Genomic DNA, 22659 nt, shown 5'->3' on the forward strand with positions numbered 1-22659 from the left:
GATTGTATGAATCGTAGAAAGGAATATAAAATGGATGTAAAAGAAACAATATTGAATATTATCGAAGAATTATTTATGGAAGATGTATCTGAAATGATGGATGAAGACCTATTTGATGCGGGTGTTTTGGATAGTATGGGAACTGTAGAACTTATTGTGGAGTTAGAAAGTCGTTTTAATATTACAGTTCCAGTTTCAGAGTTTGGTCGTGAAGATTGGAATACAGCTAACAAAATCATTTCTGGTGTTGTGGAGTTGATGCATGCGTAAGCAATTGTGGCAGATTTTTGGGCCTGTGATTTGTGCAACGTTTTTAGTTATTCTCACCTTGTTGTTTTTCCCGAGTTCTTCTCGGTCAAATTTCAAAGAAGAAAAACAAGATGCAGTAGCATTGTCTTATATTAGTTTTAAGAGCAAATATAAGAAAAATAGAGCTCTGGGAGACAAAAATCATCGCTTTGTTCCTTTCTTTGGGTCAAGTGAATGGTCACGTTTTGATAGTATGCATCCGTCAGTGTTGGCAGATGCCTATCAGAGAGAGTATACTCCCTATTTGTTAGGACAACGTGGTGCAGCTTCGCTGACACAATATTTTGGCATGCAACAGATTGGGGCACATTTAAAAAATAGTCAGGCTATCTATGTTGTTTCTCCTCAATGGTTTTCACCCAAAGGGGCATCATCTAAGGCATTTGAACAATATTTTAGTAGTGATCAAGCCACTCATTTTCTGCAAACAAGTGCTGAGGATGACTATGATAGATATGCAGCAAAGCGTTTCTTAGAGCTTAAATCAGACTGTAGTTTGACAGGAATGTTTCAAAAAGTAGCTAGTGGTAAGGAATTGTCGAAATGGGATAGAGAGCAGTTGACCTGGCAAGCCTATTTATTAGAAAAGCAAGATGCCTTATTTAGTCGCTTTGCTGATTCTGGTAGTAATTTAGGATTGGTAGAAACGGAAGCGATGAAACTTCCAGAGCCTTTTTCCTATGACCGCTTGAGTAAAGTGGCTAATGAGGACGGGAGTCGTTCTACTCAATCAAATGATTTCCAAATTGATGATAGGTTTTATAGAAATCGTCTTCAGTCAAAAATCAAAAAACTCAAACAATCCCAGACAAAAATATCTTATCTGCAATCACCGGAGTACAATGATTTTCAGCTGGTTTTGAATGAATTTGCTAAACATCAGACTGATGTGCTATTTGTAATTCCCCCAGTTAATGAACGTTGGATGAACTACACTGGTCTCAATAAAGATATGTATCAGGCAACAGTAGCAAAGATTAAGTACCAGTTGACCAGTCAAGGTTTCAATCATATTGCTGATTTGTCGGAGCAGGGGGGGATAGATTATTTTATGCAAGATACGATCCACATCGGTTGGCAAGGCTGGCTGGAGCTTGATAAGTATATCCACCCATTCTTGACAGAACAACAAGCACCTGTTCATTATCAGTTAAAAAAAGAATTTTTAACTTCTGAATGGGCTGCATATAAGGGAGATTTAAACTTATTTTTAAAATAGTTAGATACAGTTATAATAAAAAGCAAGAAGGCTTTGAATTAGGAAGTCTCCTTGCTTTTTTGTTCTTTTACTGTAATAAACTGAATGATTATATATCTTCCCCCAACAAACTGTGGTTGGCTTTGCGGAAGCGAATAACATGATAGGCAACCATAGCGTGTGAGAGCAGGTTTAAGATAACAAATAGTAGGATATTTGAATGCCCATCCAGCAATAAGGCAACATTTCCAATTAGTAAAATGAGAGCATAGATGAACAGCCCTCTCCTGCCAACTTGATGGACTTGTTGATTATAGAAGGAGGTCGAAAGGATACCACTATAGAAGATAAGGTTTCCTACAATCAGCATGGGCAAGGCCAAAAATCATTATGATGACTAGGGAAAAGCTCCATTGCCACTGTGAAGAAATTCAAGCCAAGAACAATCACCAAATGAGCGTATAGCAGAACAGTCGCATCTGCCTTGCGGTGATGGTTGATATTGAGATAGGTTTGCGAAATGTAAAACATAAAGGAGAACGCCATAGCCAAGAAGAAGAGAACACCAGTGAGTAGATGCGTCTGAATCGGATAATTCTTCAAAATCGCAATGACCGTTTCACCAAAAGTAATAATAGTAATCAACTGGCAGCGTTCTACGATATGAGGAAAGTTCATGACATCGTGACTGAGTTTGTCCTTGAAGAAATAGGAAATGACAAATGGAAGATAAAAAAGTAAGAGGCTCTTTTCATCATAGGTCCAGAAATTGAAGTAGATAGCTACCGAAGCCAAGAAAAATACCAGCACATAAATCCCAAACATATAGAGACTATTTTTTATATCTGCCGTAAAACCGATTTTTCGCCCCCGAAGGTAGTACTGCAAGCAAAGTAGCAAATAAGACAGGGTCAAAAAGATAGTAAAGGGCAGGGCTGTTGCTTCAAAATCATGACTAAAGTTTAGGGATAATTGCCCCACCACAAACATGGACGCAATAATCGTGATAATATCCAACAAATCCCGTTCACCATATTTGTTGAGGTAAATCGTCTCATTAATCCACAAGGTCATAATAATCAGGTTAGCGGTGATAAAAGTTAGAATTTCCCTGAGACCGATATGGTCACCGTGCAAAAGTCCAGTCAGTGAAGAAGTGGCCAAGACAAAGACCAAATCATAAAATAATTCATAGTTGGATACGCGTTTTGCGATAATTTCAGACATGTCAATCTCCTTTTCAAAAAAATCTGAAATATTATACCATACGAAAAGGGAGGCTGTCATCTCCCTTTATTTCTTACAATGTCCAGTCCAAGTCTGGTCCGACTGGGACAATACCTGTTGGGTTAATGGTTTTGTGGCTACCGTAGTAGTGCTGCTTGATATGGTCAAAGTCAACCGTCTCCGCAATACCAGAGTGGTTGTAAATCCGCTTGGTATAATCCCACAAGTTTGGATAGTCAACCAAGGCCTTGATATTGCATTTGAAATGCCCAAAGTAAACAGGGTCGAAACGCACCAAGGTGGTAAAGAGGCGAATATCAGCCTCGGTCAATTGATTTCCCACTAGATAGTCCCTGACAGCCAAATGTTCTTCTAGTTTGTCCAAGGCAGCAAAGAGGTTGTTGACTTCTTTCTCATAGACTTTCTGATTGGTTGAAAATCCAGCCTTGTAGACTCCGTTGTTGATGTTTGGATAGACAAAGTCATTCATGGCATCAATCTCAGCCTGTAGGTGTTCTGGATAGTAGTCATCATAGTTGCCTGTAATGTCATTGAAGGCGGTATTGAACATCCGCATAATCTCGGCAGACTCGTTGCTTACGATTGTATTGGTTTTCTTATCCCAAAGAACTGGAACGGTGACACGTCCTGTATAGTGTGGATCAGCCTTCAAATATACCTGATAGAGATAGTCGCTGTTAAAGAGGGAATCCTTGATCACGCCAGGTCCGTCTGCAAAAGTCCAGCCATTTTCTAACATGAGGGGATGAACGACAGACAAGGAAATATGGTCTTCCAAGCCCTTCAATTTTCGCATAATCAAGGTCCGACTAGCCCAAGGACAAGCCAGAGAAATATAGAGGTGGTAGCGACCAGACTCAGCCTTGAAACCGCCCTCTCCTGTTGGGCCTGCCTGTCCGTCTGGCATAATCCAGTTGCGAAATTGTGTGATAGTACGGACAAATTTACCGCCTGTTGATTTGGTATCATACCACTGCTCGACCCATTTGCCATCTTGTAAAAGTCCCATGAATTTTCTCCCTTACTGAAAAAATGGGAAATCCAATAGGATGATTGGATTTCCTTTGTAAAAAAATATATCACTAACTAGTATTATAAACTTTTTTCAAAAAGAGTCAAGCTATATGATTTGTGATACAATAGTCCCATGAGATTGGACAAATGTTTAGAGAAAGCCAAAGTTGGCTCGCGTAAGCAAGTAAAAAAACTTTTCAAAGCCCAGCAAATCAAGATTAACGGACGACCTGCTCAAAGCCTAAGCCAGATTGTTGACCCAGAGTTACAAACTATCCAAGTTTCGGGTAAAAAAGTTGCCTTAGAAGGTTCCGCCTATTATTTGCTTCATAAACCAGCAGGAGTCGTTTCTGCCGTGACAGACCAGGAGCATCAGACAGTCATCGACTTGATTTCTCCGCAAGACAGTAGGGAATGTCTCTACCCAGTCGGTCGCCTGGACAGGGATACCGAAGGCCTAGTCCTCATTACCAACAATGGTCCGCTCGGTTATCGCATGCTCCATCCCAGTCACCATGTGGACAAGGTCTACTATGTGGAGGTAAATGGATGCTTGGCTGAGGATGCTTCAAAATTTTTTGCCTCAGGTGTTACTTTCTTGGATGGAACACGGTGTCAGCCTGCAGATTTGACTGTCTTGGAGGCTTCTTTGGACCATAGCAGAGCGACCATCAAGCTGGCAGAAGGTAAGTTTCATCAGGTCAAAAAGATGTTTTTAGCCTATGGTGTCAAGGTCACATATCTCAAGCGGATTTCCTTTGGTGGTTTTGAACTGGGGGATTTGGAACGAGGTACATACAGACAACTCACACCAAATGAAATGGAACATTTATTCACTTATTTTGACTAGAGGAGGATATATAATGAACATTTATGATTTTACAGTACAAAAACAAGATGGAACAGATCAGTCCATGGCTGAGTATCAAGGACAAGTTTTACTTATAGTCAATACAGCGCCAGGTTGTGGATTGGCACCCCAATACAAGGAACTACAGGGGGAGTGGGAAAGAACTCGACTAAGTCAAAAAGAGTTCGTCTTCCCACCCCCGCACAGTTGATTAGGTTAGATTTGGAGTGTAAAACACGAACAAATCTACCAATCAACCACTGCGCTGAGATGTTGACACAAACACTGAGAAGTGGGCCAGGGCTTTTTGCCCAGCCTCATCGAGGCCAAGGTTTTGTAGTGTTGGATTTCCCTTGTAATCAATTTTTAAATCAGGCTCCCGGTTCTGCTGAAGACATCAATCAGATCTGTAGCTTGAATTATGGTACAACTTTTCCTCGTTTTGCTAAAATTGCTGTGAATGGATCTGAAGCTAGTCCGCTATATCGCTATCTTAAGAAAGAAAAATCGACCTTATTGGGAGGTCGAATCGAGTGGAATTTTACCAAGTTTTTGGTGGATAGACAAGGGCGTGTGGTCGAACGATATTTACCAACAACTAGTCCATTAAAACTTAAAGAGGATATTGAACTTTACCTAGAAAAATAACAAGAAGGCTGGAGTCATCTAGCCTTCTTGTTTTAGTAACCACAGAAAATAGGGAGCGCCGATAAGTGAGACGATGATGCCGGTTGGGATGCCTGTTCCGACAAGTAGTACCCGTCCTATGGTATCCGCTAGAAGTAGAATGAAGCTTCCTATTATCATAGTAGCTGGAATGATGACACGATGGTCATTTCCTAACCATTTGCGCACAATGTGACCAGCAATGAGACCAACGAAGGTGATATTACCAACTAAAATGACACTAAGAGAGGCTAGGGCGGTAGCCAATACCAAGGTAATCCGTCTTTCACGCTGTAAGTGGAGTCCCAAAGCCATAGCTGTCTGGTCATTTAGATTCATAATATTGAGTGAGCGACTTCGACTAAATGTTGCCATCCACACCAATAGAAGAAGAGGAGTATAGATTGCGATAGTTTTCCAATCTCCACCATTTACTCGACCGCTGAGCCACTGGACAATGTATTCCATCTTAAAGTCATCTAATTGGCTGATGATGCTGACCATGATACCAGACAGCATGCTCGAAATTCCAACTCCCGTGATAATTAAGCGTGCAGGATGGATGCCGTACAGCTTCTTACGTGCAATCCAGTAAACTAGAAAAATGGTTAATCCACCGCCCATCATAGCAAATAGAGGCATGAGACTCAATAAGACAGGGCTGATTTTTGAAGAGAGACCGACAAATAGTGCCACAACAAGACCAGCTCCTGCGTTGATTCCTAATATTCCAGAATCTGCCAGAGGATTGCGGGTCAAAGTTTGTAGCAACAAACCCGCCAAAGCCAGAGAAGCCCCTCCGATAATGGAGGCGATTATTCTAGGTAAGCGAATTCGTCCAATGATAAGTAGAGTCGATGAACTGGCACGCCCGCTCATGATGTCGATGAGATCCGAAAAGGATGAATTGCTATAGCCGATAGATAAGGAAAGTAGGAAAATGACAAATAAAAGGATCAGCAGGAATGTGAATATTTTTAGATAGTTGTGATGTCTTATCAAAAGTGTTTCTCCTTTCTAATCAACCATAGGAAGCAAGGGAGACCAATGATACTGATGACTGCGCTAATGGGAGTTTCAACAGGTGGATTGATAGAACGGCAAACCAAATCTACCCAGATGAGGAAACTAGCCCCTGCAAAGGCAGTTAATGGCAAGAGTAGCTTGTAATTTTTCCCTGTAAACATGCGGATAAAGTGAGGAATAATGAGCCCGATAAAAGAAAGCGAGCCCATAAGAGCTACCGCAGAAGCTGAGAGTAGAAGGACAATTCCCAACAAAACCAAGGTCATCAGTAAGGTTCGTTGACCTAGATTTTTAGCAACGGTTTCGTTGAGACTCAGGATGGTCAGCTGATGCGAAAAGAGTTGAGCAAGGATGAGGCCAATGATGATAAGAGGAGCAATGATGGCCAGCATCTTCCAGTTTACCTGTACCAATCCCCCTGCTTGCCAGCCAATCACTGCAGTTGATAAATCAAAGTAGATAGTAATAGCCTGACCAATAGCAGAAAATAGACTTGCTACCATGGCGCCAGATAAAATTAAACGTAGTTGATTGTAGCCTTTTTGCACCTGATAAGCTAGACCAAAGACTAGACCGGCTGCCAGACAGGAGCCCAGTAAACATATTAATAAAATTTGACTGTAGTGCAAACCACCGAACAGAGCATAGGCAACAATGAGAGCAAGTCCTGCTCCAGCATTGATTCCTAATAAGCCAGGATCGGCGATCGGATTGCGTGTAATTCCTTGCATCATTGCCCCAGCTTGGGCCATGGCAGCTCCCACCAAGATGGCGGCTACCATTCTAGGAAAGCGCAAATCGATGATAACATCCTGAGCGGAAGAATCTGTCAGTGGATGTTTTAGGGTTTCTATCAGTTGTTGGTGGCTATAAGAAATAGCTCCAAAGCGTAAACTAAGATAGACTCCAGCTATGAAAGAAAGACAGATGATGAAAAAAACAAGCCAAATATTCTTTGGCTTTGTTTTGGGATAACGAGAACTTACTAGTTTGTTCATATATCCAGTCCTTTTACTGAAGTTTTTGAATTTCTGAAACAAAGGCGTCAATTTGTAAATCTAAAGACATCGGATCGGAGAAGTAGAAGAGGTTATAGTCTATCTCGATGACGTGACCATTCTTTACAGCAGGTAGATTTTTCCAAATATCACTTTCTTTGAGAGAGGCAGCTGCTTCTTTTGTTTTATCATTGACGTTAACAAGGACATAGTCGCCAACATATTCTGGAAGAGCTTCTTGAGATACCCCAAACCAGCCTTCTTTATTGATGATGTCTTCTTGAACCTTTGCAGGAGCGGCAAAACCGAGAGCGCGATAGATTAATTCTCCACCACGACCAAAGTTATTACCATAAAGGAAGATGTTCTTATCGAAGAAGTCCATGACGGTAAATGTTGAACTTGTATCAATCAATCCTTTCAATTCCTCTTTCGCAGTAGCAACTTTCTTATCCCATTGATCTAACCAGGCTTGTGCTTCCTTTTCTTTTCCAAAAATCTGACCAATATCTGTCAGCATTTTCAAGTAGTCACTCTTTCCATAAGTGATTTCAATAACTGGAGCAATTTCTTTCAGTGTTTCTAAGTTATCATCACCAGCAAATACTAGAATGACATCTGGCTTTTGTGCGGCAATCGCTTCTGTATCTGCCGTTGTCAATTGTGGAACATCCTTTAGTTTATCTCCAAAGACGGGACTATTTTTCTCTAAATCTAGACTATAGCTAGATACATCAATTCCTAATTGTAAGAGATAGCCTGTGTAAGAGTAAGCAAAGTTGACAACTTTTTTAGGATTTTTAGGAATGTCACCGTGGTAAGTAATGCCTTCAATCTTTGGCATGCTAGACAATTCTACATCTGTTGAAGAGGAAGAGGTAGAACAAGCTGTTAAGAAAAACAGCCCGACAAATAAACTAAAAATAGCTAAAAACTTTTTCATTTTTTCTCCTTATTATTTTTTTAAATCGTAAGTTAGCAAAATAGGGTAATCTTGACCAGCAACCTGCATCAATTGAGGTTCAATGCTAAAAATGTCCCTCAGTATCTCAGTTGTCATCATATTGGACACAGACCCGTGGTAGCGAATATCTCCCTCTTTCATGGCAATCATATAATCTGAAAATCGAGCTGATAAATTGACATCGTGAAGGACCATCACAATGGTTTTCTGTCGGCTTTGATTCAGTTCTCTTAAAAGTTCTAAGACTTCCAATTGATGATTGAGATCAAGATAGGTTGTTGGTTCATCTAAGAAAATGGTATCCGTATCTTGGGCAAGTGCCATCGCAATCCAAACACGTTGCCTCTGACCACCTGATAAATCATCAACTGGTAACCTAGCGTAGGGAGCGGTCTGGGTGACTTCCAAGGCCCAGTTGATTTTCTCTCTATCCTGATCAGTGAGATGTCCCAGCCCATTTTGATGCGGAAAGCGACCATAGGAGACCAGTTCATAAACGGAAATCCCTTCTGTCGCTTCTAAGACCTGAGGGAGCAGGGCCAATTTTTTTGCAACTTCTTTGGTTGGCAGTTGTGAAATGGCTTGTCCATCTAAATAGATAGCCCCTTCTTGAACAGGAATAATCCTTGTCAACGCCTTAAGCAAGGTCGATTTTCCACAGCCATTGGCACCAATGATTGTCGTTATACTTCCTTTTGGAATACTTGTTGATAATTCATCAATAATAATCCGATTGTCGTAAGAGACTTGGATATTTTCCGCTTGAATCGAAGACACAAACTCCTCCTTACCAGAATATGATTTATTAATAATTTGTTCCGACCAGTATTATATCAAAAAAATTTACCAAAACAAAGAGTTTTCTGAAAATTTTAATTTAACAAGAATCGTTATAAAAAAGTCCTTGTCTGTGAACAAGGACCGTATGTTACAAATATTGTTTTGCTACTTCCAAATCACCGTCATAGGCGGCCTTTTCGCCGTTTACAATCTGGTAGGCGTCAGCTCCTTTGCCTGCGATGATGACGGCATCTTGAGAAGAAGTCGTCTGGCTCATAGCTGTGCGAATGGCTTCTTCCCGGTCCAAGATAAGGTCGCTTGGACGGGTCATGTGGGCGCGGATTTGTTCAGCGATAGTAGCAGGATCTTCACGGTTGGGATCATCAGCTGTCAGAATGACCTCAATCTGTGGATAGTCATTGAGTAGAAGTCCGAAGTCCTTGCGGCGACTTTCTCCTTTGTTACCTGGAGCTCCTAAAATCAAGATGACCTTGCCTGTCTGGTGTTCCAAGACGACATCAATCAGCTTCTTGACACTGTCGCCATTGTGGGCGTAGTCCACGAAGACCTTGGCTCCGTTTTGCTGGGTCAGGACTTCCATACGACCAGGGACATTGGTTTGGGCAATCCCTGTGTGAATATCTTCCAGACTTGCTCCCAAACGGAGACAGGCCAGTCCTGCTGCGATGGCATTTTCTTGGTTGAAGGCACCAATCAGCTGGATGTCGTAATGGCCAGCCAATTTGCCAGTCGCTGTGAAGTCAAAACCTGCTGATTGGCTAATCTGGTTGTCAGAAGTCGGTCCATAAAAGTCATGGTCTTTGGAGCTGACTTGCTCTTTCACGACTTCAAAATGGTCCATTCCTGCATTGACAATAACCGCTCTGCTATTGTCCATCAAAAGACGCTTATGGTAGAAATAGTCCTCAAAAGTCGGATGCTCAATGGGGCCGATGTGGTCGGGGCTGATGTTGAGGAAGACACCGACATCAAAGGTCAGCCCGTAAACCCGCTTGACCAAGTAAGCCTGGCTGGACACCTCCATAATCAAGTGAGTCATGCCGTTCTTGACCGCCTCCGCCATCATGGCAAAGAGGTCTAGGCTTTCAGGCGTGGTCAGGGCAGATTTGAAAAAGGTTTTACCGTCCAGCGTGGTGTTCATGGTTGAAAGCATGGCAGGTTTCTTGCTTTGTTTAAGAATGTTAAAAGCAAAATAAGCCGCCGTTGTTTTACCCTTGGTGCCGGTGAAGGCCAGGAGTTTGAGCTGTTTCTGGGGATGACCATGAAACTCCATAGCAATCAGGCTCATGGCCTGCTTGATGTCGTGGACGATGATAGCAGGAATGCCGACCTCATAGTCGATTTCAGACACGTAAAAAGCCAGCCCAGCCTCGATAGCCTTTTCCAGAAATTCTTTCTTAAAGGCCAAACCCTTGGCAAAAAAGAGTGTCGTTGGGCTAACAGTCCGGCTGTCATAGCTGAGAGCGTCAAACTGCACATCTGTCCAAGTGCTGTCAGTCTGGTTATTTTGCTTGATATGGCAGAAGTTAGTATCCGCCTTCAATATTTCTAATACACGTTCAATTGTAATCATGTTTCTATTGTAAAACTATCTAGTGGTTTTTACAAGTCGGGACCTCTGTAATTAGTGGGTATTTTGACCGTAAATTTGAATGAATATGACATTTCGTCCTGAAGCAAATTTGTGCTATAATAGGAGGGATTGAAAAAGGAGAAGTTTATGTTTTATTCTTATCTACGAACACTATTAACATTCTTGTTGTGGGCCATCAATGGCAACATTCACTATCATGATAGAGAAAAGATTTTGCCACAGGAGGAAAATTATATTCTTATCGCCCCACACAAAACCTTCTGGGATCCAGTCTTTCTTGGCTACGCAGCTGCTCCCAAGCAGTTCATCTTTATGGCTAAAAAAGAACTCTTCAAGGACCGCGGCTTTGGCTGGTGGATATCAAAATGCGGTGCCTTTCCAATTGACCGTGACAATCCTGGCATGGCAGCCATCAAGTATCCAGTTAACATGTTGAAAAAGAGTGACCGTTCGCTGGTCATGTTTCCATCTGGTAGTCGTCATTCATCTGAGCTCAAAGGTGGTGTGGCGGTCATTGCTAAGTCAGCAAAGGTCAAACTCATGCCAGCAACCTATGTGGGTCCCATGACTATCAAAGGGCTCTTAGCTGGTGAGCGAATCGATGTGGCTTTTGGAAATCCTATCGATGTTTCGGACATCAAGCGTATGGATGATGCAGGTACAGCAGAAGTAACTAGCCGAATTGAGGCTGAGTTCAAACGCTTAGATGACCATGCGGCATCTTTCCAAACCAAGAAAAAACCAAATATCTTGACTTATATCTATCGTATCCCAGTTCTTTTGCTGGTTGCTCTTATCTTGGGATTGACCTATGCCTTTAGCTATATTGCCAGCTTCTTCTGGCAACCAAGTACTCAGTTGGATAAAAAATAATATGATGAAACTCGTAAATTTGCGAGTTTTTTTTGTATCTTTTACGAACTATATAGGTGGAGGTAATTTATGGATACGATTAAAACTTATATAGAAATGCTTAAAGAATACAAGTGGCAAATTGCTCTGCCCGCAGTGGCTGGCTTGCTAATGGCGACATTTTTAATCTTCAGTCAACCAGCCAAGTCTGACCAGACGGGTCTGACTGATTTTCCCCAGCTAGAGCAAACTTCTAGCAGCTCTGAGTTGGTCGAGGAAACCAGTACAGAAGAAAGCGAAGAGCCGAGCCAGCTGGTCGTCGATGTCAAAGGAGCGGTGACGGAACCTGGCATTTACTACCTTGATGCAGGAAGTCGGGTCAATGATGCAGTTGATGCAGCTGGCGGCTTGACCAGTCAGGCAGACCCCAAGTCTATCAATCTGGCTCAGAAGCTCAGCGACGAAGCGGTGGTCTATGTGGCCAGCAAGGATGAAAATATCTCGGTGGTTGCCAGCACGACTGCCAGCTCTGCTATGTCCCAAGAAGAAAAAAGCACCAGTCTGGTCAATCTGAATACGGCGACTGAGGCTGACCTGCAGACCATTTCAGGTATTGGTGCCAAGCGGGCGGCGGACATTATCGCCTATCGTGAGGCCAATGGCGGCTTCAAGTCGGTGGACGACCTCAACAATGTATCGGGCATCGGCGACAAGACCATGGAAAGTATCCGACCTTATGTCACGGTTGAGTAAGCTCCCCTGCCAGCCCATTCACCTGGCTGTCTTAGCGGTGGCGGCCTACTTTGCAGTCCACTCTTTCTCCCTGTTGACAATGGGCCTGTTGAGTTTCTTACTAGTTGTCTTTGGGTTTCGGCAAGGTAAGGCAGTTTTTCTCAAAACGCTGCCGCTTCTAGCCCTGTGTAGTTTGTTTTTCGGATGCCAGAAGGTCCAATGGGAGCGGGCAGACCAGTCAGCCCCAGAGCAAGTGACGACTGTGCAGATTATTCCAGATACGATTGAAGTAAACGGGGACAGCTTGTCTTTTCGTGGTCGGGCTGACGGACAAACCTATCAGGTTTTCTACAAATTAGCTAGTCAGGAGGAGCAGGCTTATTTTCAAAAGTTGACAGATTTGGTCCAGCTAGAAGTGGAAGCAGAGATTAGCCTGCCAGCTGGTCAGCGGAATTTCAACGGTTTTGATTATCAGGCCTATCTGAAAACCCAGGGCATCTATCGGACTGTCAAGCTAACGGCGATAAAAAAGATTTCCCCAGTCCAGTCTTGGAATGTCTTTGACTGGCTATCAAGCTTGCGGAGGCAAGCCCTGGTCTATGTCAAAACCAATTTTCCAGCTCCTATGAGTCACTACATGACAGGGCTCTTGTTTGGGGAGTTGGATAGTGAGTTTGACCAGATGAGTGACCTCTATTCTAGTCTGGGTATCATTCATCTCTTTGCCCTGTCTGGTATGCAGGTTGGATTTTTCATCGACAAGTTTCGCTGGATGTTGTTGCGTCTGGGCTTGACCAAGGAAACGGTGGATAAATTGCAGCTTCCCTTTTCCATTGTTTATGCTGGTTTGACAGGTTTTTCTGTGTCTGTGGTGCGGTCCTTGGTCCAAAAAATTTTAGGCAATCTGGGCTTGCGGAAGCTGGATAACTTTGCGGTGACAGTCTTTGTCTGTCTGTTGATACTGCCCCGATTTCTGCTGACAGCTGGTGGTGTCCTGACCTTTACCTATGCTTTTTTACTGACAGTCTTTGATTTTGAAGACTTGGGGCAGGTCAAAAAGGCTGCGGTGGAGAGCCTCAGTATTTCGCTGGGAATTTTGCCGGTGCTTATGACCTATTTCTATGCCTTTCAGCCTTTGTCTATCCTCTTGACCTTTGTCTTTTCCTTTGTCTTTGATGTCCTGCTTTTGCCAGGATTGTCGGTCATTTTTCTTCTATCGCCCTTGGTTAAGATTACTTGGGTCAACGGATTTTTCGTCTTTATGGAAAAAATCATTGTCTGGGTGGCTGATTTGGGTTTTCGGCCTTGGATACTGGGCAAGCCGTCTGAGCTGGTCCTTTTGCTCTTGCTGGTCAGCCTATTCATGCTCTACGATTTTCACAGGAGGAAGAAATGGCTCTTAGGACTAGGGCTGGTCCTCGCTCTGCTATTTTTCATTACCAAACACCCGCTGGAAAACGAGGTGACGGTGGTGGACATCGGGCAGGGGGACAGCATCTTTTTGCGGGATATGCGGGGGCGGACGGTTCTGATTGATGTAGGCGGACGAATCGATTTCGCGGCCAAGGAAGAGTGGCAGGAGCGGTCTCGGCAGACAAATGCAGAGCGGACCTTGATTCCCTATCTGCACAGTCGAGGTATGGATAGGATTGATAGTCTAGTGCTGACCCACACAGACACAGATCATGTGGGCGATGTGCTGGAAGTGGCCAAGCAGGTCCAGATTGGTCGGATTATCGTGTCGCCGGGAAGTCTGACTGAGCCTGACTTTGTAGCAACTCTGAAAGAAATCAATGTACCTGTTCATGTGGTGGAGGTGGGCGACCGATTGCCGATTTTTGACTCTTACCTGGAAGTCCTTTATCCAGATGGGACAGGAGACGGTGGGAATAATGATTCCATCGTTCTTTATGGCCGCTTGCTGAAAACTAATTTTCTTTTTACTGGGGACTTGGAGCAGGGGGAGTTGGACTTGCTTAAAACCTATCCCAACCTGCCTGTCGATGTCCTCAAGGCTGGGCACCATGGCTCAAAAGGTTCTTCCTATCCTGAATTTCTAGACCATATCGGAGCCAAGATTGCTCTGGTATCAGCAGGAGAAAACAATCGTTACAAACACCCCCACCAAGCAACCTTGGAACGATTTGACAATCGGAATATCCAAGTCTATCGCACAGACCAGCAAGGAGCCATTCGCTTCCGAGGTTGGAGGGAGTGGAGGATTGAAACGGTGAGGGAATGAAGTTTGAACGATTTGATACAAAATAATAGTTTTTATTGGTTTCCTGACGGTTATTGTTGGGAAATTTTTCGTTGCGATAAATTTGTCAGCGTTTTCTTTGTGTTGCATTCTTATTTATTGTATAATTGTAGTAGATTTTTTATTTGGCTCAAAAAGGAGACTATATTTTAATGAATTTACATTTTTTACAAAAAAAGCACCATTTTGGAATCCGTAAGTTTTCTATCGGTGTCGTATCTGTTGCCTTAGCAATTAGCTTTAGTGTTGCTGGAGGGCAGGTTGCGGCTGCCCAAGAGGCAAGACAAACTCCTGTTAGTAGCCAGCAAACGAGTCAGGCAGTGACAGATCAAGCAAATCAACTGCAGGAAACCAATGAGGTAACTGTTCAAATTCCAGAAACTGTTGGTTCCTCATTAAACCAAGCCACACAGGAGAACCCAGCTCAAGAAAGCCAGCTTGTGGAAGTAGAACCAGCTATTCAGAAGGAAGTGGTCTTTCAAGACATTTCAGCCCCCCAAGCAGCACTTCCAGCAGAAGCAGGGCAAGAACAGACTGTAGAAGAGCAGTCAAATACAGCTGGTGATGAGAGCACTCTCACAGTCGAAAATTCTCATCAGATTATTGAGCAAGTAGAACCAAAATCTATTCAAACGGCACAAGAACCAACAGGTTCAACGGACGAGGTTACTCAACCATTTCAGCCAACTGAGACAGCAACAGTAGAAGAAGTCGTTCAGCCTGTGTTACGTTCAGCACGAAGAGCACGCAGTGTGGCAGCTCAGGAGTTGGCTAGACTGCCACTAGATGCCAATGGAAAGCTGGTAACTTCTTTGACTAATCAATCGGCTGTTAAACTACAAACAGTGTTTGCAGATGGTACCAGTCAAGTAGAAGCGGTCACTACAGCCAACACCCCAACCGTCAAGAACAGTCAAAATATAGCTGATTTGGTCACTGCTGTTTCATCAGACTTAAAAGCAGTCACCTATGAAAGTCTCTATGATGGCTTAAATCATACGGAACGTTTCTTAGATGGCTTTGCTATTGCCCAGGAGTTGAAGAGAGAGAAGAATGGGCAAGAGCCAACGGCTGAAGAGTTGGCCAATCGCAAGCGACAGGTCTATATGGACCAGTTAGATATGCGGGATAGCTTTAATGTTGTTCAGACAAATTTGGATAGTATTTTGGCTGGTGTTTTTGAAAAAACGACTACAGTCGATGCTAATACAATCAAAGCAAACAAAGAGAAGATTTTACTAGGCTTGACCTATCTTGACCGTCAGTATGGGTTTCAATTTGGTAATTTTTCAGCCAAAGACCTCATTTTGTACCATCCAGAAGTGTTTGGAAATAGCAGTGAACCCTTGACCAATTTATTGGCGATAGGCGATTTGGCTTATGCTGATTTGGAGTTGAGAAATAACTTAGTGACCTACCAACGGAAACTAAGCTCGATTACTAATCATGCTGATGCAATTCAGTTTATTGAAAGTCAAGTTCCACGTTGGACGGGTCAAGAAGATGTTTCAGCTTGGTTTAAAGATACTTCCAAGGCTTATATTGTTGAAGCTAGCAGTCCTCATGGTCAAACAAAACTCTACACCACCTTGCGAGATAGCCAGCGGTGGCAGAACCACATTTTGCCTCTTCTGAACCTGAGTGATGATTCGCTCTATGCCATTAGTACGACAAATACCATCACTTATGGTGCGGTAGATACCTATCTGGCCGAAAAAAACGATAGCAACCGAGCTGCTTTAAAAACTACAATAGCTGATTATGCAACTCATCAACAAGCTTTTTTGGATTTTTGGTATCGTATTAGTGAACAGAGTGAACGATTAAAAACTTATGAGCCGATTATTGTAACCGATTCTCTGCAAGCCTATTCAACTGGAAAGGCTTCTGCAGAACAATTGTGGTCGCCTAAATCAGGTCCTAAAGCCTTGACAGGAGTGCAGGAATTTATCGGCCCCATGAATCTTTATATCAATTTTGTTCGTGCAGGCGGTCAAGCAAATGGCACAAATAGTATGAACAATTTCCTCTATAAGTCATTAACTAATGATGGTCATGCTGTCTACACTCATGAGTTGACACACATGTTGGATAAGACCGTTTGGTTAAATGGGCATGGTCGTCGACCAGATCAGTTGCAGGAAGTATTTGCGAGAGGGTTATTTGAATCGTTGAATATGTCTGCATCACCGACTTCAGATCCGATTTTTAACCTCAATACTGCTTATACTATTTCGGGCGATAGAACCCAAAATGGGCATCCAAGTCGTTTCCAAACCTCTACAGATTTGAAAACCTATATGCAGGGAATGCTAGATGTCCTCTATACTTTAGATTATGCAGAGGCCCAGTCAATCTTGAAGAAGGCTCCTGATGAAAGGGCTGTTCTGCTTAATAAAATCAGTCTCATTCCAAATCCAGCTAATAATGGTGGCGGAAAAACGACTGAAATTGTAAACTCCATTGATACGACTTCAGCTGCTAACTTACAGACGATTGCTGATTTTGTAGATCAAGGCTTAATTTCGGGACGGTATAAGTTCAATGGTATGGAAACCAGAGGAACTGCTCGAACCAATTCTTACTATACCATTCCTCTCTTTGAACCGATTTATGCGGCTCTACAAAATGATTCGGGTAGCGGAGGTGATATTAGCTTTAAACGGAATGCCTATGAAATTTTAGGCGAGTACGGCTATGAAAAAGGGATGGTGGCCTACCTTTCTGACCAATATGCAAACGATAAGGAAGCTCTTGCAGCTATTATGCCTGAATTCGATGGGAATTTAGCAACCTTTAAGAAGGCTATGTTCAATCGCCGCATTGCCAAGGTGTCTGAGCTAAAACCCACTAGTGTAGCCAGTGATTTTACTGCAATTCAAACTAAAATGGATGAAGCCATTGCTAAAGACTTACAACAACTTAAAGTCAACGCAAATAATAACGTTCTTTTGTCAACTGGTGTAAATGCTGTTAGAGAGTTGAAAAATCAGATTTTCCAAGCATATTTGAAAGATACAAATGAATTCCGTACAAGTATTTACAGTCAACCAAAGGCGCGTGAGCTCTATGTTACCGATGGTGCTGAGACCTCTACCGATGGTCAGGGAACGGAAACAAATCCATATCAAAGTTTATCTTATGCACTTTCTCAAGCTAAAGATGGTGATACAATCAAATTGGTAAGTGATGTTCAACATCGTCAAGAAACGCCTTTCCTTATCAATAAGGCAGTCACAATTGATGGTCAAGGGCATCGCCTCACCTTCCGAGGTCCAAATGTAGAATTGGGGAATGATGTAACCTTTGCCAACATGACGCTGAATATGATTGTAGATGCCAGTCAACAAGCAACAATCTATGCCAATGGTTACCATTTGACCTTTGATAGGGTTTCTACAACCATAAGTCAAGCTCAAAGCAATCTCCGTCCAAGCCTGGTTGCCGGCTCTCGTACGGGCGATCCAGCAGGAAGTCATGGTCAAATCACCATTACTAACGGAAGTTCAGATACACGATTTAACACAATCTACGCAGGAAATGCTGATTCGACAAGTAGCATTCCGGTGACGATTTCGATTTTGTCGGATTTTGTTAGTGCCGATAATGGAATTATTCTTTCTGGTGCCAATGGGGCTCTTGTTGAGGGCCCAGTTGCAGTCATTTCAAAATCTAGCAGTTTGAAATCCATAGATGGAAGTGCGAGTTTAGACAATACTGTTACAATTGATACTGCGCGTGTTTATGGCCTTAACTTACAAAATATCCAAAGTCTTTCACTGGTTAATCGGGCAGATGTGACCTTGTCTGAACAAGTATCTGAGATTTCAACTGGTGTAGAACTTGCATCTGGCACGCAGTTGATTATTGCCAATGCTCCAGTAACTCTGGGAAATCTATCTGGTCAAGGAAAAGTCATTGTCCCAGCTACAGCTAGCCTAGCAGTAACAGGTAGCATTGAAGGTACTGTTGAAGTACTTGTTAGAGGATTCGAGTATAATCTAAGTCCTCATGTTGATAAGGTATTTGTGACTGCTGAAGGTGGCTTTGCAGATACTGTTCGAATTGCCTTGGAAAACCAATCGGATCGTTTTAGCTTGAGCAATGAGGGAATCTCCTATCGTTTAACAGAGCCGACTCAGACACCGAAAGATATCCAAGTCCAACTTCGCTTTAAAGACGGTGAAAGGGTTGTTAAAGAGGAAAGTCTGACTTTGCCAGCCGGTTCTTCTGTGACAGATTTGGGAGATCGTTTGCCTCAACTAGATTTAGGTCACTATGAGATTTCTTCAAGTTTCGACCAGACTCAATTGAACAACCTGCAAACTTCTCAGATAATTGATATTCCATTGGAATTGATTACGCCTGCCTTACCAGTTAAAGTATTCGATAAAACTGCAGTTACAGGTCTTGAATTGGTAATTCTGCCGACTAAGACAGACTATCGTCCGGCTGAAACAGTGGACTTGGCAGGTCTTCAAGTGAAGCTGGTGGACAATCAAGGTCTATCCAAAACCATCACTCCAGACCAATTCAATGAGTACGGTGTGGAAGTGGTGTCTGTCACTCTGACCCCACAAGTTACTCGTCTTCAAGTCCGTAAGGACACTTATGAGGTGGCTATTCCAATTCAGGTTATCCCATGGAAAGCAGATGTCTATGCAGTTACTGTTGGGGAGAAGCATGTTTATGAAACTGATGACGACTTGTCTGTGGTTGGAAATGCTCTTTTAGCTAAGGTTCAGGTTGATGCCCAGGCAGGTCCTATTGACAAAAGGTTAGAAGGCACTCTTCCAACAACCCACGGCGAACATACCCTTCCAGTCCTTGTCCGATTTGATGATGGTAGTCAGAAGCGAGTAGAGGTTACAGTGCTTGTTGTACCAGCTAGTCTCCAAGTCCAACTTCGTTTTAAAGAAGGCGAAAGGGTTGTCAAAGAGGAAAGCCTGACCTTGCCAGCTGGTTCTTCTGTGACAGATTTGGCGGCTCGTTTGCCTAGACCAGCTCTAGGTCATTATGAGATTTCCTCAAGTTTCGACCAGACTCAATTAAACAATATCCAAATTTCTAAGACAATTGAGATTCCATTGAAATTGGTGACACCGACCTTCGATAAAACTGCAGTTACAGGTCTTGAATTGGTAACCCCACCGACTAAGATTGTCTATCTCCCAGCTGAAACAGTGGACTTGGCAGGTCTTCAAGTGAAGCTGGTGGACAATCAGGGTCTATCCAAAACCATTACTCCAGACGAATTCAATGAGTACGGTGTGGAAGTGGTGCCTGTTACCCTGACTCCACAAGTGATCGGTCTTCAAGTTCGTAAGGACAATCGTGAGTTAATTATCCCAATTCAGGTTAGCCCATGGAAAGCAGATGTCTATGCAGTTACTGTTGGGGAGAAGCATGTTTATGAGACGGATGATAATCTGACTGCGGTAGAAACTGCTGTTTTGGCCAAGGTTCAGGTTGATGCCCAAGCAGGTTCTGTTGAAAAGAGTTTTGTAAACCCTCTTCCAACTACTCTTGGCGAACACAGCGTACCAGTCCTTGTCAGATTTGATGATGGTAGTCAGAAGCGTGTTGCGGTTGCGGTGGAGGTTGTCCCTGCTAATCTCCAAATCAACCTTCGTTTCAAAGAAGGTGGAAGACTTGTCAAAGAGGAAAGCCTGACCTTGCCAGTCGGGTCCTCTGTGACAGATTTGGCAGCTCGTTTGCCTCAACCAGCTCGCGGTCACTATGAGATTGCCTCCGGTTTTGACCAGACTCAATTAAGCAACCTGCAAACATCTCAGACAATCGATATTCCCTTGGAGTTAGTCACACCTGCCCTACCAGTTACAGTATTCGATAAAAACTCTATTACAGCCTTTGAATTGGTAACCCCACCGACTAAGACAGACTATCGACCAGCTGAAACAGTGGACTTGGCAGGTCTTCAAGTGAAGCTGGTGGACAATCAAGGTCTATCCAAAACCATCACTCCAGACCAATTTGGTGAGTACGGTGTGGAAGTGGTGCCTGTCACCCTGACCCCACAAGTGACCGGTCTTCAAGTTCGTAAGGACAATCGTGAGTTGACTATCCCAGTTCGGGTTATCCCATGGAAAGCAGATGTCTATGCAGTTACTGTTGAGGAGAAGCATGTTTATGAGACGGATGATAATCTGACTGCGGTAGAAACTGCTATTTTGGCCAAGGTTCAGGTTGATGCCCAAGCAGGTTCTGTTGAAAAGAGCTTTGTAAACCCTCTTCCAACTACTCTTGGCGAACACAGCGTACCAGTCCTTGTTCGATTCGATGACGGCAGTCAGAAGCGGGTATTTGTTCAGGTAGTTGTTCAACACACAACTAATGGCGAAGGCGTCCAACATGAATTGCCAGTCGGCGTTCTTCCAAAATCCGATCTCTATCAAGCTCAGGTTACAGGCTCAGCCCAAGTCCTCCCAACTAGCACTAGTGAAGCAACTACGGCTGAAATCTTGAAGCAAATCAGTCTTCCAACCGAAGTAGGTCAAGTTGATTTTGAAGTTGTAGGCTCACTACCACAGTCCAGCGGTGATTATTCTATTACCGTCCGAGTGGTTTATGATGATCGTAGTCAAGAAGAAGTCGCCGTTCCTCTGCATATTCTCTTTGTAGAAACAGGCAAGGGCGTTACACATGAATTGCCAGTCGGCGTTCTTCCAAAATCCGATCTCTATCAAGCTCAGGTTACAGGCTCAGCCCAAGTCCTCCCAACTAGCACTAGTGAATCAACTACGGCTGAAATCTTGAAGCAAATCAGTCTTCCGACCGAAGTCGGTCAAGTTGATTTTGAAGTTGTAGGCTCACTACCACAGTCCAGCGGTGATTATTCTATTACCGTTCGAGTGGTTTATGATGATCGTAGTCAAGAAGAAGTCGCTGTTCCTCTTCATATTCTCTTTGTAGAAACAGGCAAGGGCGTCCAACATGAATTGCCAGTTGGCCTTCTTCCAAAATCCGATCTCTATCAAGCTCAGGTTACAGGCTCAGCCCAAGTCCTCCCAACTAGCACTAGTGAATCAACTACGGCTGAAATCTTGAAGCAAATCAGTCTTCCGACCGAAGTAGGTCAAGTTGATTTTGAAGTTGTAGGCTCACTACCACAGTCCAGCGGTGATTATTCTATTACCGTTCGAGTGGTTTATGATGATCGTAGTCAAGAAGAAGTCGCCGTTCCTCTGCATATTCTCTTTGTAGAAACAGGCAAGGGCGTTACACATGAATTACCAGTCGGCGTTCTTCCTAAATCGGATCGCTACCAGCCACAAGTAACTGGAGAAGCCCGTGTCCTTCCAGCAAGCAGTAGTGATGACGCAACGGCTGAAATTGTTAAGCAGATCAGTCTACCAGCTGAAGCAGGTCAATTTGATGTTGTAGTAGTCACTTCTATTCCACAGTCTAGTGGTGACTACTCCATGATTGTTCGGGTGGTCTATGATGATCGCAGCCAAGACGAAATAGTAGTACCACTTCATATTTTCAAAATGGAAAACGGTAAAGGTGTCACACATGAATTGCCAATCGGTGTTCTTCCTAAATCGGATCGCTACCAGCCACAAGTAACTAGCGAAGCTCGTGTCCTTCCAACCAGCAGTACTGAGGAAATAAAGGCTGAAATTGTTAAGCAGATCAGTCTTCCAACTGAAGCAGGTCAAGTTGTTTATGAACTTGTAAGTAACCTTCCACAGACAAATGGTGACTATCCAATCACGGTTCGTGTCATTTATGATGATCGCAGCCAAGACGAGATAGTAGTACCACTTCATATTTTCAAAATGGAAAACGGTAAGGGCGTCACACATGAATTGCCAGTCGGCGTTCTTCCGTCATTAGAAGTAGCTTTAGAGAAGGGGGTAGGAGAAAATAGTCCGAAGCCAGTCGCAAAAGAAATGGCAGTCTCTGTGAGTGTCGTGGGACAGCAAAAATTCGCTAAAGGACAGTTACCTAAAACAGGGGATAGGAATAATCTTTTACTGGTTGGCGTAATGCTTGCAATCTTTAATTTAATCTTCTGGATGTCGGGTAAGAAACCTCACCAAGTAGAAGAGAAGTAGTAATCAATCATTCTTTTGTTCTATCAGCATAGGAAGAAAGATTTGTTTTTCCTTAAATGCTACCAA

15 protein-coding genes and 1 pseudogene are annotated in these 22659 nt (G+C 43.2%); 9 read left to right on the forward strand and 7 right to left on the reverse strand.

Annotated features, from left to right (window positions below; genetic code table 11):
- Positions 1-30 precede the first annotated feature (30 nt).
- Together dltC and dltD are read left to right on the forward strand one after the other, a co-directional pair.
- Positions 31-270 (forward strand): D-alanine--poly(phosphoribitol) ligase subunit DltC, encoded by a 240-nt coding sequence (gene dltC, locus PHA78_RS03555; RefSeq protein ID WP_002937198.1) that lies wholly within the window; start codon positions 31-33, stop codon positions 268-270.
- Positions 263-1528 carry a D-alanyl-lipoteichoic acid biosynthesis protein DltD gene (dltD, locus tag PHA78_RS03560; protein WP_029175855.1) on the forward strand — a complete coding sequence of 422 codons (1266 nt, stop codon included), beginning with the start codon at positions 263-265 and terminating at the stop codon, positions 1526-1528. Before dltC ends, dltD begins: the two co-directional genes overlap by 8 nt.
- An 88-nt stretch (positions 1529-1616) precedes the next feature.
- Here dltD and PHA78_RS03570 read toward each other — a convergent pair.
- Both PHA78_RS03570 and PHA78_RS03575 read right to left on the reverse strand, forming a co-directional pair.
- Positions 1617-2734: pseudogene (locus PHA78_RS03570) on the reverse strand (low temperature requirement protein A).
- A gap of 73 nt (positions 2735-2807) precedes the next feature.
- A complete protein-coding gene (locus PHA78_RS03575; RefSeq protein ID WP_099807132.1) occupies positions 2808-3764 on the reverse strand; it encodes a glutathione S-transferase family protein in 957 nt (318 codons plus the stop codon).
- 138 nt (positions 3765-3902) lie between these two features.
- Between PHA78_RS03575 and PHA78_RS03580 the strand changes: the two genes are divergently transcribed.
- From PHA78_RS03580 to PHA78_RS03590, 3 genes are read left to right on the forward strand one after another with little or no spacing between them, the layout of a single operon-like run.
- On the forward strand, positions 3903-4619 hold the full coding sequence (locus tag PHA78_RS03580; RefSeq protein ID WP_024377156.1) for a pseudouridine synthase: 717 nt from the start codon (positions 3903-3905) through the stop codon (positions 4617-4619).
- A gap of 13 nt (positions 4620-4632) precedes the next feature.
- The gene (locus tag PHA78_RS03585; protein ID WP_029176557.1) at positions 4633-4830 is read left to right on the forward strand and encodes a hypothetical protein; all 198 of its coding nucleotides are present in this window, start codon (positions 4633-4635) and stop codon (positions 4828-4830) included.
- Positions 4827-5267: a glutathione peroxidase gene (locus PHA78_RS03590; RefSeq protein ID WP_272158460.1), complete on the forward strand. Its 441-nt coding sequence runs from the start codon at positions 4827-4829 to the stop codon at positions 5265-5267. The genes PHA78_RS03585 and PHA78_RS03590 overlap by 4 nt, the downstream gene beginning before the upstream one ends.
- Before the next feature lie 18 nt (positions 5268-5285).
- On the opposite strand, the gene PHA78_RS03595 is transcribed toward PHA78_RS03590, so the two are convergent.
- From PHA78_RS03595 to PHA78_RS03615, 5 genes are all read right to left on the reverse strand, one after another.
- Entirely contained in the window at positions 5286-6287 is a 1002-nt protein-coding gene (locus tag PHA78_RS03595) for a FecCD family ABC transporter permease (RefSeq protein ID WP_024377155.1), read from the reverse strand.
- Complete coding sequence (locus tag PHA78_RS03600; RefSeq protein WP_272158461.1) at positions 6284-7309, reverse strand: FecCD family ABC transporter permease; 1026 nt, start codon at positions 7307-7309, stop codon at positions 6284-6286. The genes PHA78_RS03595 and PHA78_RS03600 overlap by 4 nt, the downstream gene beginning before the upstream one ends.
- Before the next feature lie 13 nt (positions 7310-7322).
- Positions 7323-8252, reverse strand: a complete 930-nt coding sequence (locus tag PHA78_RS03605) for an ABC transporter substrate-binding protein (protein ID WP_029178642.1) — start codon at positions 8250-8252, stop codon at positions 7323-7325.
- Positions 8253-8264: 12 nt separating this feature from the next.
- The gene (locus tag PHA78_RS03610; RefSeq protein WP_272158462.1) at positions 8265-9050 is read right to left on the reverse strand and encodes an ABC transporter ATP-binding protein; all 786 of its coding nucleotides are present in this window, start codon (positions 9048-9050) and stop codon (positions 8265-8267) included.
- A 151-nt stretch (positions 9051-9201) separates the two neighbouring features.
- Entirely contained in the window at positions 9202-10647 is a 1446-nt protein-coding gene (locus tag PHA78_RS03615) for a UDP-N-acetylmuramoyl-L-alanyl-D-glutamate--L-lysine ligase (RefSeq protein WP_272158463.1), read from the reverse strand.
- Between the two features lie 147 nt (positions 10648-10794).
- On the opposite strand from PHA78_RS03615, the gene PHA78_RS03620 reads away from it, so the two are divergent.
- From PHA78_RS03620 to PHA78_RS03635, 4 genes are all read left to right on the forward strand, one after another.
- A complete protein-coding gene (locus tag PHA78_RS03620; RefSeq protein ID WP_014735985.1) occupies positions 10795-11541 on the forward strand; it encodes a lysophospholipid acyltransferase family protein in 747 nt (248 codons plus the stop codon).
- Between the two features lie 69 nt (positions 11542-11610).
- The gene (locus PHA78_RS03625) at positions 11611-12273 is read left to right on the forward strand and encodes a helix-hairpin-helix domain-containing protein (protein ID WP_099807221.1); all 663 of its coding nucleotides are present in this window, start codon (positions 11611-11613) and stop codon (positions 12271-12273) included.
- On the forward strand, positions 12257-14494 hold the full coding sequence (locus PHA78_RS03630) for a DNA internalization-related competence protein ComEC/Rec2 (RefSeq protein ID WP_099807220.1): 2238 nt from the start codon (positions 12257-12259) through the stop codon (positions 14492-14494). The genes PHA78_RS03625 and PHA78_RS03630 overlap by 17 nt, the downstream gene beginning before the upstream one ends.
- A gap of 170 nt (positions 14495-14664) precedes the next feature.
- Positions 14665-22593, forward strand: a complete 7929-nt coding sequence (locus PHA78_RS03635; protein ID WP_272158464.1) for a ZmpA/ZmpB/ZmpC family metallo-endopeptidase — start codon at positions 14665-14667, stop codon at positions 22591-22593.
- Positions 22594-22659: the final 66 nt, after the last annotated feature.

This window comes from Streptococcus sp. HN38 (assembly GCF_028335765.1).
Lineage (GTDB): Bacteria > Bacillota > Bacilli > Lactobacillales > Streptococcaceae > Streptococcus > Streptococcus suis_P.